The 12,546-nt window shown below is 69.0% G+C and carries 13 protein-coding genes and 1 pseudogene; 4 read left to right on the forward strand and 10 right to left on the reverse strand.

Annotated features, from left to right (window positions below):
• Positions 1-634 (forward strand): TetR-like C-terminal domain-containing protein (locus DSP71_RS21555; RefSeq protein ID WP_309472642.1); only part of this gene is annotated, 634 nt, incomplete at its 5' end.
• On the opposite strand, the gene DSP71_RS21560 is transcribed toward DSP71_RS21555, so the two are convergent.
• From DSP71_RS21560 to DSP71_RS21570, 3 genes are read right to left on the reverse strand one after another with little or no spacing between them, the layout of a single operon-like run.
• Positions 621-1,058, reverse strand: a complete 438-nt coding sequence (locus DSP71_RS21560) for a VOC family protein (RefSeq protein ID WP_061017427.1) — start codon at positions 1,056-1,058, stop codon at positions 621-623. The genes DSP71_RS21555 and DSP71_RS21560 overlap by 14 nt on opposite strands.
• 37 nt (positions 1,059-1,095) lie before the next feature.
• On the reverse strand, positions 1,096-1,446 hold the full coding sequence (locus tag DSP71_RS21565) for a TraR/DksA C4-type zinc finger protein (RefSeq protein WP_113682022.1): 351 nt from the start codon (positions 1,444-1,446) through the stop codon (positions 1,096-1,098).
• 47 nt (positions 1,447-1,493) lie between these two features.
• Positions 1,494-4,040, reverse strand: coding sequence for an MMPL family transporter (locus DSP71_RS21570; RefSeq protein WP_113682023.1), 2,547 nt, complete (start codon positions 4,038-4,040; stop codon positions 1,494-1,496).
• A gap of 69 nt (positions 4,041-4,109) precedes the next feature.
• Here DSP71_RS21570 and DSP71_RS21575 point away from each other — a divergent pair, with 69 nt between their 5' ends.
• Positions 4,110-4,682 carry a TetR/AcrR family transcriptional regulator gene (locus tag DSP71_RS21575; RefSeq protein ID WP_113682024.1) on the forward strand — a complete coding sequence of 191 codons (573 nt, stop codon included), beginning with the start codon at positions 4,110-4,112 and terminating at the stop codon, positions 4,680-4,682.
• A 60-nt stretch (positions 4,683-4,742) separates the two neighbouring features.
• Positions 4,743-5,168 (forward strand): DUF6389 family protein, encoded by a 426-nt coding sequence (locus DSP71_RS21580; RefSeq protein WP_113682025.1) that lies wholly within the window; start codon positions 4,743-4,745, stop codon positions 5,166-5,168.
• A gap of 51 nt (positions 5,169-5,219) precedes the next feature.
• On the opposite strand, the gene DSP71_RS22580 is transcribed toward DSP71_RS21580, so the two are convergent.
• The 4 genes from DSP71_RS22580 to DSP71_RS21595 form a co-directional block, all read right to left on the reverse strand.
• Positions 5,220-5,363, reverse strand: coding sequence for a hypothetical protein (locus DSP71_RS22580; protein WP_164734066.1), 144 nt, complete (start codon positions 5,361-5,363; stop codon positions 5,220-5,222).
• Complete coding sequence (purL, locus tag DSP71_RS21585; protein WP_113682026.1) at positions 5,360-7,693, reverse strand: phosphoribosylformylglycinamidine synthase subunit PurL; 2,334 nt, start codon at positions 7,691-7,693, stop codon at positions 5,360-5,362. The genes DSP71_RS22580 and purL overlap by 4 nt, the downstream gene beginning before the upstream one ends.
• A gap of 80 nt (positions 7,694-7,773) precedes the next feature.
• Positions 7,774-8,109 carry a type II toxin-antitoxin system RelE/ParE family toxin gene (locus tag DSP71_RS21590; RefSeq protein WP_113682027.1) on the reverse strand — a complete coding sequence of 112 codons (336 nt, stop codon included), beginning with the start codon at positions 8,107-8,109 and terminating at the stop codon, positions 7,774-7,776.
• Complete coding sequence (locus DSP71_RS21595; RefSeq protein WP_113682028.1) at positions 8,110-9,063, reverse strand: YafY family protein; 954 nt, start codon at positions 9,061-9,063, stop codon at positions 8,110-8,112.
• A 103-nt stretch (positions 9,064-9,166) separates the two neighbouring features.
• On the opposite strand from DSP71_RS21595, the gene DSP71_RS21600 reads away from it, so the two are divergent.
• Complete coding sequence (locus tag DSP71_RS21600; RefSeq protein WP_046748168.1) at positions 9,167-9,616, forward strand: VOC family protein; 450 nt, start codon at positions 9,167-9,169, stop codon at positions 9,614-9,616.
• 120 nt (positions 9,617-9,736) lie between these two features.
• On the opposite strand, the gene DSP71_RS21605 is transcribed toward DSP71_RS21600, so the two are convergent.
• From DSP71_RS21605 to DSP71_RS21615, 3 genes and pseudogenes are all read right to left on the reverse strand, one after another.
• Positions 9,737-10,465, reverse strand: coding sequence for an SGNH/GDSL hydrolase family protein (locus DSP71_RS21605; protein WP_113682029.1), 729 nt, complete (start codon positions 10,463-10,465; stop codon positions 9,737-9,739).
• Positions 10,462-11,640, reverse strand: coding sequence for a DUF4185 domain-containing protein (locus DSP71_RS21610; protein WP_179516432.1), 1,179 nt, complete (start codon positions 11,638-11,640; stop codon positions 10,462-10,464). Before DSP71_RS21610 ends, DSP71_RS21605 begins: the two co-directional genes overlap by 4 nt.
• 54 nt (positions 11,641-11,694) lie before the next feature.
• A pseudogene (locus DSP71_RS21615) lies at positions 11,695-12,546 on the reverse strand (hypothetical protein); the annotation flags it as partial.

The raw sequence follows: 12,546 nt of genomic DNA on the forward strand, positions 1-12,546 counted from the left end.
CGTGACGATGCCGATGACGGATGCCGGGGCCGCGGTTCGCCGCCGCGCCGGGCGTCCGCGCGATGAGGAGATCGACGGACTGATCGTCGACGCGACGCTGGGGATCATCGATGCTGGCGAGGAGGTCACGGTGTCGCGCGTCGTCGCGTGCAGCGGAGTGAGCCGCGCGGCTCTGTATCGGCGCTGGCCGTCGCTGACGCTGCTGATCGCCGCCGCGCTCGACGTCGGGCGCGAGGTGCCACCGGACTATCCCGCGGATGCCGACCTTCACGAGGTGCTGCTCGCAGGGCTCGGACTCGGCGCGGACGGCGTCGCACCCTCGGCGCCCGGTTACTCCGAGGAGCGGTTCCGGCAGCGCATCCGCCTCGTCATGGCAGATCGCGCCCTGCAGAAGACGTACTGGGAGTCGCACGTGTCCCGGCGACGGGTGCCCCTGCAGAATGCGCTCCGCATCGGGATCGCGCGGGGCGAGCTGCGGGCCGACCTCGACGTCGAGGCGTGCTTCGACGCCGTCGCGGGTGTCGTTTACTACCAGCTCGTCGTACGCGGTGACAGGATCAGCGACCCCGTCGTCGTGGCGCGGCTGCGTGCGGCGATCGAGGTGATCTGGCGCGGGATGGTCAGCTCTTCGTGAGGTCCTGCGCGAACATCAGCAGGATGCCGCTCGGGCCGCGCAGATACGTGAGCTTGTACACGTCCTGGTAGTTCGCGACCCCGCGCAACGGGTGGTAACCGTGTCGGGCCGCGATCGCCAGCGACTCGTCGATGTCGTCGACGGAGAACGCGATGCGGTGCATGCCGATCTCGTTGGGCAGGGTGGGCTCGGTCTCGATCGCGTCCGGATGGATGTACTCGAACAGCTCGATCTGGCCGTGCCCATCGGGAGTCTGCAGCACGGCGATCTTCGCGTGGTTGCCGTCGAGGCCGACCGCGGTCGATGCCCACTCCCCGCTGACTTCGTCGCGGCCGAGCACGGTGAGGCCGAGGTCGGTGAAGAACGAGATGGTGGCTTCCAGGTCGCGCACCGCGATGCCGACGTTCTCGAGCGTGATGGGCATGGGGGAATGCTACTCGTGCCCGTCGCCACCGTCAGGGCTATCTGCCGAGCTTCTCGGCGCAGACGACGCAGTACTCGGCGAACGGCCGTGCCTCCAGGCGTCCGGCGGGGATCGGGCGGCCGCAGTTCGCGCAGATGCCGTAGGTGCCGGCTTCCACTCGGGCGAGTGCGTCATCCACCTGCTGCAGCTCGGATGTCGCGGCGTCGGCGAGACCTGTCAGCCGGGACCACTCCGACGACAGGGTCACGCCCTCGGGGTCGTGTTCGTCGTCGTCGTTCGAGCCCGCGCGGTCGTGGGTGAGCTCGTCGAGCATCGCTGCGGTCGCCTGCACGCGCGCCTCGGCCTGCATGCGCAGTGCGAGCAGGCGTTCCCGGGCATCGGCGGTCATCTGCCCACTCTAGGCACCTTCACCGACACCCGATCCCTGGGTCGTCGTCAGTCGGAGGTACGGGTCGTCGGCACCGAGTCGGTCGTCGTCGGCACGGCCACGGACTTCATTCCGGGGTGGTCGCGTTCGAGGGCTGCGCCCTCCATGTCGACGTTGGGCAGGATGCGGTCGAGCCAGCGCGGCAGCCACCAGGCCGAGCGTCCGAGCAGGTGCATGAGCGCGGGCATCAGCAGCATCCGCACCACGAACGCGTCGAGCAGCACGCCGAACGCGAGCCCGAATCCGATCGAGCGGATGATCGTCGACTCCGAGAAGATGAACCCGCCGAAGACCGACACCATGATGAGGGCCGCGGCGATCACGACCGAGCGTCCGGCGCGGAAGCCCTGGGCGACGGCATCGCGAGCGGAGGCGCCGTGCACGAACGCCTCCCTCATGCCGGAGGCGAGGAACAGCTGGTAGTCCATCGCGAGCCCGAACAGGATGCCGACGAGGATCACGGGCAGGAAGCTCAGGATGGGTCCTGTGCTGTGCAACCCGATGATCTCGGCACCCCAGCCGAACTGGAACACCGTCACGATCAGCCCGTAGGTCGCGAACAGCGACAGCACGAAGCCACCTGTCGCGATGATCGGCACGAGCAGCGACCGGAACACCACGATCATGATGAGCAGCGACAGGCCGACCACGACCACGAGGTACAGCGGCAGCACTCCGGCCAACGCTTCGGAGATGTCGATGTTGATCGCGGCCTGACCCGCGACGCCGAGGGTGATCCCCTCCGCGACGGGAGGCATGGAGCGGAGGTCCTGCACGAGCCTCTCGGTCGACGCGCTGTTCGGGCCTTCCTCCGGCACGACCTGGAACGCGAGCAGCGTGTTGTCGTCGGAGGTGGCGATCGGGGCGACCGCAGCCACGTCGTCCTGGTCGGCGATGGCCTGCGCGATCGTCACCTGCGTGGAGAGCAGGTCGTCGTCGCTGACCGCTTCGTCGAGGGTCGCGGTCACGAGCAGCGGGCCGTTCGCGCCCTCGCCGAACTGCTCGTCGACGGTCTGGAAGGCACGGTAGCTGGTCGAGTCGCTCGGCTCGCTCGATCCGTCGGGCAGTCCGAGTCGCATCGACATGGCGGGGGTCGCGATGATCAGCAGGGCGACGACGCTCACGAGTGCGGTGACGACGGCGCGGAGCGTCGACATGCGCTTCACCGGCTTGCCCGCGGCGTGCTCCTCGCCGATCGTGGTGCGCGCGCGACGGCTGAGCAGGCGTGTGCCGACGAGGCCGAGGATGGCGGGCGCGAGGGTGATGGCGACGAACACGGCCACGGCGACGCACACCGCTCCGACCGTGCCCATGAGGCCGAGGAAAGGCACGCCGGTCACGTTGAGGGCGAGGAGGGCGACGATCACGGTCGTGCCGGCGAACACCACGGCCGTGCCGGAGGTGCCGGTCGCGAGGCCGATGGATTCCCGCACCGGTACCCCGGCGAGCAGTTGCTTGCGGTGCCGGTTGACGATGAACAGCGAGTAGTCGATGCCGACCGCGAGACCGAGCATGACACCCAGCACGGGAGTGACCGACGCCATGTTCACGATGCCCGAGAAGGCGAGGGAGGCCGTGACGCCGACGCCGACGCCGACGATGGCGGTGACGATCGGGAGGGCGGCGGCGATGAGGGAGCCGAGCATCACGATGAGGACGATCGCGGCGAACGCGAGGCCGACCGCCTCGCCGACACCGAAGATCTCCGGGACGCCCTGTGCGATGTCGGTGCCGAAGTCGACCTCGACGCCGTCGATCGGCGCAGACTCGAAGTGGTCGATCGCACCCTGCTTCACCTCTTCGGAGAGCTCGAGGCGCGGGTCGACGAACGAGATGTTGACGATGGCGGTCGAGCCGTCGTCGGAGACCACGCCGATGCCGTCGGCCAGGTCGAGCAGGGTCGAGCCCAGCTGCACCTGGTCGGCGTTGTCGTCGAGGGTGATGCGGGACTGGTCGAGCTGTGCGTTCTGGGCCGCGACCTGAGCCAGCTGCGCGTTCACGGCAGCGATCTGGGCATCGAGGGCGGCGAGCTGTGCGGATCCGGCACCGGCCTGCTCCGCCTGCGTGCGCGCGGCCGTGAGCTGCGTGAGTCCGGCTTCGAGCTGCGCACGGCCGTCGTCGAGCTGCGTCTGGGCGGCATCCAGCTGCGTGCGACCGTCGGCGACCTGCGTCTGGCCGTCGGCGAGCTTCTGCGCCTGCTCTTCCTGCTGCTTCTGCGCGTCGAACGGATCGATCACGCGCGCGACGCCGTCGAGGTCTTCGGCGCTGACGGCGAGGTCGGAGATCGCCTGCTTCTGCTCGTCGGTGAACGGCGACCCGTCCTTCGTGCTGTAGACGACCGTGCCGGTGCCGCCGGCGGTGTCCGGAAGCTTGTCGGCGAGCTCATCGGTCACGGCGCCGGATGCAGTGCCGGGGATGTCGAAGCTGTTGCTCAGCGTGCCGCCCAGGGTGAGGAAGGCACCGACTCCGAGGCCGAGGATCAGCACCCACGACACGATCACCGTCCACGCCTTGCGCGCAGCGAACGAACCCAGCCGGTAGAGCAGTGATGCCACAGTGGTCTCCTTCAGACTCGAAGATCATACGGCACGTCTCGTCTAGCGATCTGTGGCTATCCTGAACGCATGGCGAACGAGCATCGAAGCGGCCCCGTGCGCAGCACGGCGGCACGCGAGGCGATCCTCGATGCGACCTCTCGGTTGTTCCATGCGCAGGGCTATGACCGGCTCACGATCGAGGGCATCGCCAAGGAAGCCGGGGTGGGCAAGCAGACCATCTACCGCTGGTGGTCGTCGCGCGGGGCCCTGATCGCCGACTGTCTCGTGGACGGGCGGCTCATCCCCGTCGACTTCGTCGTACCCGACACGGGTGATCTGTTCGCCGACGTCGAGACCTGGCTGCAGTCGGTGTTCTCGATCCTCGCCTCCGCCCAGGGGCAGGCGCTGCTGCAGTCGCTCGTCGCCGCTGCGGCCGAAGACGCGGCGGTCGGCGCGCATCTCGGGAGCAGTCTCGGGGTGGAGCAGCATCTGTCCGAACGGCTGCGAGGGGGGATCCGCGACGGCCAGCTGCCGGAGGATGCCCCGGTCGCGCAGATCGGGCGCGCCATCCTGGGCGCGATCATCGTGGACTCGCTCGGGCGGGAGAGCCGCGGTCCCGACGGCATCATCGACCTGGCGCGGTACCTCTTCACGCGCTGAGGCCGGCGCCTGACGGTACTGGGCATTCATCCGTCGTGACCAGCTGTCTACTCTGGTGGCATGCACACCAGCGATTACCGTGCGCGACTGATGCGTGTCCTGGCTGCGTCATCCGACCAAGTCGCCGGGAAGCTCCGGCGTTTCCAGGACGTCGCGACCGACGCGGTCGCGATCGACCTCTTCCTGGGGCAGGACGGCGAGGGGCCGTTCGATGTGTGGGCGCGGTTCATGGGAGAGGACGCGTTCGTGCTCGACCGTCGTTTCGACGACGAGCGGCAGATCTTCGGTGTCGTCTGGGGCGAGGAGGGGTGGGAACCCGATGTTCCGTCGCGTCCGCAGGGGTGGAGCTGGGAAGACCTCGAGGATGCGGTGTTCGAGACCGTCGCGGAGTGGCTCGAGCCGCTCATCCCGGAGGGCGACCAGGTCTGGGAGCTGACCTCCGTGGACGGGGTGGCGGAACCACGCCCGCTCCGCGCGCAGTGTTGACCGTGCCGGCGGAGTGCAACTCGATCGGAGCCCGAGTCTGCGCGTCCCGACTCAGCCGAGGAGCAGCGTCAGCACCGTCGCGCCGCCACCGCCGAGGATCAGCGCGATGATGACGGTCCACGCGACGATGCGCATGCGTCGATTGCGCTTCTCGCCGAGGTCGCCGTAGTCCTCGCTGAGACCGTCGTTGCTCATGCGCTGACCGCCTCGGTGACGGTCGGGCCGAAGTACGACGGCAGTGTGGCCTGCGATCGCTCGCGCAGTTCGGCGGCCGTCACGGTGAAGACGTCCTGCACCTCGAGCTTCGCGCCCTCACTGTCGGTCACGCCGATGCGCATCACCGGGTAGTCGCGTCCCTCGCAGAGTCCGCGGAACTTCACGTCGTCCTCGCGGGGAACGGTCACGATCACGCGGCCGGTCGACTCGGAGAACAGGGCGGATGCGGCATCCACTCCGTCGCGTTCGATGATCTCGTTCAGCCAGACGCGCGCTCCGACGCCGAAGCGCATGACGCCTTCGGCCAGAGCCTGGCCGAGGCCGCCCTCGGAGAGGTCGTGCGCGGAGGAGATCAGCCACTCATCACGGGCTGCGGAGAGCAGGCCTGCGAGACGCTTCTCGCCCGCGAGGTCGACCTTCGGGGGCAGGCCGCCGAGGTGCTGGTGCACGACGTCTGCCCAGGCCGAGCCCGAGAGCTCGGTCGAGGTGGTGCCGAGCAGGTATATGTTCTGACCCTCGTCCTGCCATCCGGAGGGGATGCGGCGCGAGACGTCGTCGATGATGCCGAGCACGCCCACGAGCGGGGTCGGGTGGATCGGCACGTCGCCGGTCTGGTTGTAGAACGAGACGTTGCCGCCGGTGACCGGGGTGCCCAGTTCGTAGCAGCCGTCTGCGAGGCCGTCGACGGTCTGGCCGAACTGCCACATGACCTCGGGGTTCTCGGGAGAGCCGAAGTTGAGGCAGTCGGTGATGGCGGTCGGCACGGCACCGGTCACGGCGACGTTGCGGTACGCCTCGGCGAGGGCCAGCTGCGCGCCGGCGTACGGGTCGAGCTGGCAGTAGCGGCCGTTGGCGTCGGTCGCGACGGAGAAGCCGAGGCCGGACTCCTCGTCCACGCGGATCATGCCGGCGTCGTCGGGGAAGCTCAGGGCTGTGTTGCCGAGCACGTAGTAGTCGTACTGGTTCGTGATCCAGCTCGTGTCGGCCAGGTTCGGGGAGGCGACGAGGGCGAGGAACTGCTCGCGCAGCGTCTCGGGGTCGTTCGCGCGCGGAAGCTTCTCTGCGGCATCTGCCTGGAGCGCGTCGATCCACGTCGGGTACGCGACCGGACGGTCGTAGACAGGGCCGTCGACCGCGACGGTCGAGGGGTCGACGTCGACGATGCGCTCGCCCTGCCAGTCGATGATGAGGCGTCCGTCGCCGGTGACCTCGCCGAGCACGGAGGTCTCGACCTCCCACTTGTTCACGACGGCCAGGAAGGCGTCGAGCTTCTCGGGGGCCACGATCGCCATCATGCGCTCCTGCGACTCCGACATGAGGATCTCCTCTGCCGTGAGCGTGGGGTCGCGCAGCAGCACGTTGTCGAGAGAGACCTTCATGCCGCTGTTGCCGTTGGCCGCGAGCTCGCTGGTCGCGCACGAGATGCCGGCTGCGCCCAGGTCCTGGATCGCCTCGACGAGCTCGCCGCGGTACAGCTCCAGGCAGCACTCGATGAGCACCTTCTCGGCGAAGGGGTCGCCCACCTGCACCGCGGGGCGCTTGGTGGGGCCACCGTCGGCGAAAGTGTCGGAAGCCAGGATGCTCGCGCCGCCGATGCCGTCGCCACCCGTGCGGGCACCGAACAGGACCACCTTGTTGCCGACACCGGTGGCGTTCGCGAGCTTGAGGTCTTCGTGGCGCAGCACGCCCACCGCGAGCGCGTTGACGAGCGGGTTGGCCTGGTAGACGCTGTCGAAGACGGTCTCGCCACCGATGTTCGGAAGGCCCAGGCAGTTGCCGTAGAAGCTGATGCCGCTGGTCACACCGTGCACGACGCGGGCGGTGTCGGGGTGGTCGATCGCACCGAAGCGCAGCGCATCCATGACGGCGACGGGGCGAGCGCCCATCGAGATGATGTCGCGGACGATGCCGCCGACACCGGTGGCCGCGCCCTGGAAGGGCTCGATGAACGACGGGTGGTTGTGCGACTCGGCCTTGAAGGTGACGGCCCAGCCCTCGCCGACGTCGACGACGCCCGCGTTCTGGCCCATGCCCACCATGAGGCGTTCCTTCATCTCATCGGAGACCTTCTGGCCGAAGCGGCGCAGGTAGTTCTTGCTCGACTTGTAGGAGCAGTGCTCCGACCACATCACCGAGTACATCGCCAGCTCGCCCGAGGTGGGTCGGCGGCCGAGGATCTCCTTGATGCGCGCGTACTCGTCGTCCTTGAGTCCGAGGGCGCCGTACGGCTGCTCCTTCTCGGGGGTCGCGATCGCGTTCTCGACGGAGTCGGGGACGTGCTGGGGGGAAGGTGCAGGGGCGGTGGTCACGCGCACTCCAAAGGAAGGGGCCGGCGGGGCAGGTTCAGTCTACCGGCGTGGGTGAGGCGGCTCTCCCGCGGGCTGCGGACTCAGATCCGATCGCGGAGGACGGCGGCGATGTCTCGCCGCGTGTGGAGCACGCGGTGCACTCGCACAGCATCAGGGTCGTGGGTGTAGATGATGAGGTACGGGTGGCTCCGAAGAGGGAAGGCGCGGATCTCGGGAATCTCGGTCACCGGTTCGAAGCGCGCCGACTCGAGAGAGGGATGCGCAGCGAGCCGACCCATCGCGTGCTGGAGATCATCGATGAACGCGATCGCGACGTGTGGCCCTGCTTCGCTGAGATAGTGGGTGACTGCGCCACCGATTTCGCCCCGTCCCGGCCTCGTTCCACAAAATGGGGAAAGGGCGTGAAACTCGACGATTCAGGAGGACGAGTCGCACGCCGCGGCGAAACGCTGCGCCAGGATTCCCGCCGCCTCCCGCAGCGCCGGAGGGCCGATGACGGTGAAAGCCGCATCGAAGCGTGCGACCGAGGCGAGCATCCCTGTCCACGACCACGACCCGATCGTCACGCGGCACGATCCGTCGGTGAGCTCCTCCAGCTCTCCGTCGCCGACCCAGGGCGCGATGTCGCGGGCGGGGAGCGCGATCACGACGTCCCCCACGCACGGCCACCGATCTTCGCTCGTCGAACCCTTGGCTCGAGCCGCGAGATACGTCTGCGCATCCACGGCGGGCAGCGGGCGCGTGGCGAACGACGGTCCGGTCGGGATGCGGGGTCGCATCCCGTCCAGGCGGAACGTGCGCCAGTCGTCAGCCTCCAGATCCCACGCCAGCAGGTACCAGCGCCCCTCTCGCGCCACCACCGCGTGCGGTTCGGTGCGTCGGGCCGGGCGGTCCTGGGTGGAGGCGTAGTCGAAGCGGAGCACCTGCCGGTCGCGGACGGCGGCGCTCGCCGCCTCGAGTACCGCCGGATCGACCCTGGTCGCGTTCTCGGTGCCGGTGAAGCGGATGCCGTCCACTCGATGTCGTAGCCGGGACGGCATCACCTGGCGCACGGTGGCCAGGGCTCTGGCGGCACCTTCATCGATGTCGATCCCCGTCGCCGAAACGCTCTGGAGGGCGACGGCGATCGCGACCGCCTGATCATCGTCGAACAGCAGCGGCGGGAGCTCCGATCCTGCGGCGAGACGATAGCCGCCGTCCGGTCCCTTGATCGCACCGATCCGGTAGCCCAGCGCGCGCAGCCGGTCGACGTCGCGGCGCACCGTGCGGGGGCTGACCTCCAGCCGTTCCGCCAGTACGGACCCCGGCCAATCGCGCGGGGTCTGCAGCAGCGACAGCAGCGCGAGCATGCGTGAAGAACTCCCGGTCATGCGATTCAGTCTGCCCGAAGTAGAGGACGGAAACTGACCTCTACCTCTGTGATCGTTGTCGTCAGAGGTCCCGAACGGCGGGGCTCGCGACGAGGAGAAGAGCATGACCATCACCACCACGACCCACCTGAACTTCCGCGGCACGGCCCGGCAGGCGCTCGACTTCTATCAGTCCGTGTTCGGCGGCGAGGTGACCGCGGCGACCTATGGACAGTTCGGCATGCCCGAGGGCGTTCCGGGCTTCGACAAGATCGTGTTCGGCCAGTTGGACGGTGTCGTGCGCCTGATGGCGTACGACATCCCTGGTGAGGACGACTCGAACCCGGCGGCGACCGCGGGCAGCACGCACCGGGAGAACGGAGCGACCCTCACCGACCGCACGTTCTTTCAGTCGCTGCGCGCCGATTCGCTCGATGAGCTCCAGCGCTACTGGAACGGGCTCGTCGAGGGCGCGACCGTGATCGAGTCACTGGCAGCATCGGCGTGGTCGGCCGGTTTCGGCATGCTCACCGACCGTTTCGGCGTGACCTGGGTGCTCGACGTCGCGGCCTGAGCCCGATGGCCCGTTCTTCCCGACCGGATGCATGAGGATCGGACGGATGCAGGAGGAATCACTGCGAGTGATCCTGCATCCGTCCGATCCTCCGACAGACGTGTCGCCCCAGGACGCCGGTCAGGCCGGCGGCCAGTTCGGATGCCGTGCCACGGTCACCCGCGCCTGCAGGTCCGTGACCACCCGGGACCCCTCGGCGTCCAGCCCGAGCGCCCCGGCCAGGCCGAGCGCGAGCAGGGCATGACCTGAGGCGCTCGGGTGGAATGCGTCGTCGAGCAACCCCCACGGTGTGCCCTCGTTGCCCGGCCCCGTGCCCGCGGAGAACGCGACGAACGCCTCGTGCTGGTCGACGAGGATCGCTTCCTCGGCGGTGGCCACGTCGCGGATCGCCTGCGCGAACTCGCCGAGACGCGCGCGGTCGGGAGCATGGGACAGGTCGGCGGGCGGCGGCGTCTGCAGCACCGGCACCGCGCCGAGCTCTCGCACCTGTCGCACGAACTCCGCGACCGAATCGGCGAACTCGGACACCTCGATCACGGGATCGAGCCACTCGGTGGTGCAGTCGTTCGTGCCGATCAGCAGCGTCACGACGTCGGGGCGCCAGCATGCCACGCGCCCCTCGAAGTCCGCCAGGATCAGGTCGGCGCGCCACCCCGTGATCGCGGTGTTGATCACCGTGTCGTGCACCCGACCCAGGTCGCCGCGGATCAGCTCGTGCAGATGGTCGACGTAGTTGCGGGCACCGCGGGTATGGATGAGTCCGTGCGTGATGGAGTCGCCCGTGAGCACCCAGGTGAGCGGCGCTCCGGAGGCGAGAAGCCCTCGGAGCGCCGCACGGTCGTCGGTCACCCGGTGACCTCGAGCTGCACGTCGATGAACCGCGGACGGTAGATCGAGGCGTCGTCATACACGTCGCCCACGTTGTCGAAGGTGTTGACGTTGTAGGAGACGAGGATGCGGTTGCCCTGGCGCAGCTGCGGATGCTCGTGCGCGTTGTAGGTGAACACATCGGGGTCGCCGTAGCTGCCCAGTGCCCCGGTCTCGGGAGTGCGGTACAGCTCGACCGGATCGGTGAACGGGCCGGTGGGCGAGCACGAGGTGCGGGCGACGATGCGGGTGCTGAACAGCTCCGACGTGTCCTGCGTGACGAGCAGGTAGCCGTCGTGGAAGGGGGCGATGCTGAACTCGTTCGCCACGTACGGCACGACAGGGACGGCATCGGTCTCGGCAGCTGACCATCCGGTGCCGTTCCAGTACGTCCACGCGCCCTTGACGCCGTCGCGGTCCTGCGCGCGGGCGACGTAGGCCGAGCGCACTCCACCCGGATCCGCGATGCCGTAGATGTACGTGGTGCCGCGTTCCTCCAGCGTCCACGAACCCCAGTTGATCCCGGTCGCCGAAGGCAGGTCGGTGATGGACTCCAGTTGCAGGGTCTGGCCGTCGAGGGTGGCAAGGCGGTTCGCGGTCCACGCGAAGTCCCACTGGCCGCTGCCCGTGCGCCCGAACTGCAGCAGCGGCACCTGCACCGTGCCGTCGCGTCCCGGCGTGGGGTCGCCGATCCAGTACCACTTGCCGTCGGGCTCGGGCGGGATGATGGCGGCAGGCTCCTCCGGGGTGCCTCCCGTGATGGTCGTCAACCCGCCGCGGCGGTCCTGCACCACGACGGAGTTGTTCACGAACGGGGAGTCGGTGGGCCGCGAGCCGTCGGGGTTCACGGTGCCGAGGAACGTGTCGGAGAAGAACCATCCGGTCTTCCCCTTCCCGAGCGGCAGGGAGTACGTGCTGTCGCCGCCGGTCCACGCGCCGCCGGTGTTCCCGTAGGTGGTGAACTGCTCGGTCAGGCCCTGTTTCACGTTCGCCGTGGCGGTGAGCGTCTTGTCGACCAGCGAGCACTGGCCGGGTCCGTGTCCTCCGCCGCCGTGGTTCCCTCCGGTCGGGACGGCTGCGGTGGCCGGGGCGGCGAACAGCGCGCCGGCGCAGAGGGATGCCGCGGCGAGGGTCGCCGCGATGGTGCGTCTTCTCATGTCGATCACTCCTTCGTGTTCGGGTGGTGCTCGGTGGTGCTCGGGTGGTGCGGGTCAGCGGCCTGGGGCGGGGGCGATTCCTCCGGAGGCGTCGATGTCGAACGTGCGGGTGCCGACGCGCAGGCCGCGCAGGGTCGCACCCGGGTCGAGGGCGGCGACGCATCCGGCCGCCCGCACAGTGCCGTCGGCGGCGACCGAGACACCGAACAGGGCTTCGATCACGAGCTCGATCCAGGCCCCGGACGAGGAACACGACCAGTCGATGATGTACGGCAGCTGCGGCGGAGCTTTGCGGGCTCCGCCGTTGATGCCGGGCACGGCCTCCTCCACGAAGTGCGCCTGCCCCATCGGCCCTTGGTTCGCCGTGCGGGAGAGTCCTTCGATCCAGCTGGTCAGCACTTCGGGAGCTCCGAGTGCGGCGAGCGCACGTCCCGCGTCGGCGGGCCAGGCGGGATAGGCGCCGTTCCACTGGTGGTCCGGCCGCGGGCTGTAGCTGGCGTCGGGGTCCCACGGTGAGAGCGCACGCATCCAGTTGTCGGTCTGCAGCTCGCGCCGGAAGAACCCGACCATCTCGTCGCGGACTCTCGGAGCGAGGTCGTCGGCGATGGTGGTACCGACCACGCTGAAGTCGTAGCAGTGCCGCACGGGCAGCTGCGTGCCGTCGGGCTGTCCTGCCGCGAAGACACCGGTGCCGGGAAGATAGCGTTCGATCACGGCCGGGAGCAGCGCCTCGGCGTCGGCGCGCAGCGCGCTCGCCGCGGTCTCGTCGCCCCGCAGGTCGGCCAGGTCGGCGGCGGTGCGCATGCTCCACACGTTCGCGGCGTTGAGGCTCGCCACCTCGTGCGTGTACGAGCTCACGCACTCCAGCAGGTTGTCGATCTCGCCGTAGTCGGCCAGGGGTGTATC

It is taken from the genome of Microbacterium sp. H6, assembly GCF_003314775.1.
GTDB classification, from domain to species: domain Bacteria; phylum Actinomycetota; class Actinomycetes; order Actinomycetales; family Microbacteriaceae; genus Microbacterium; species Microbacterium oxydans.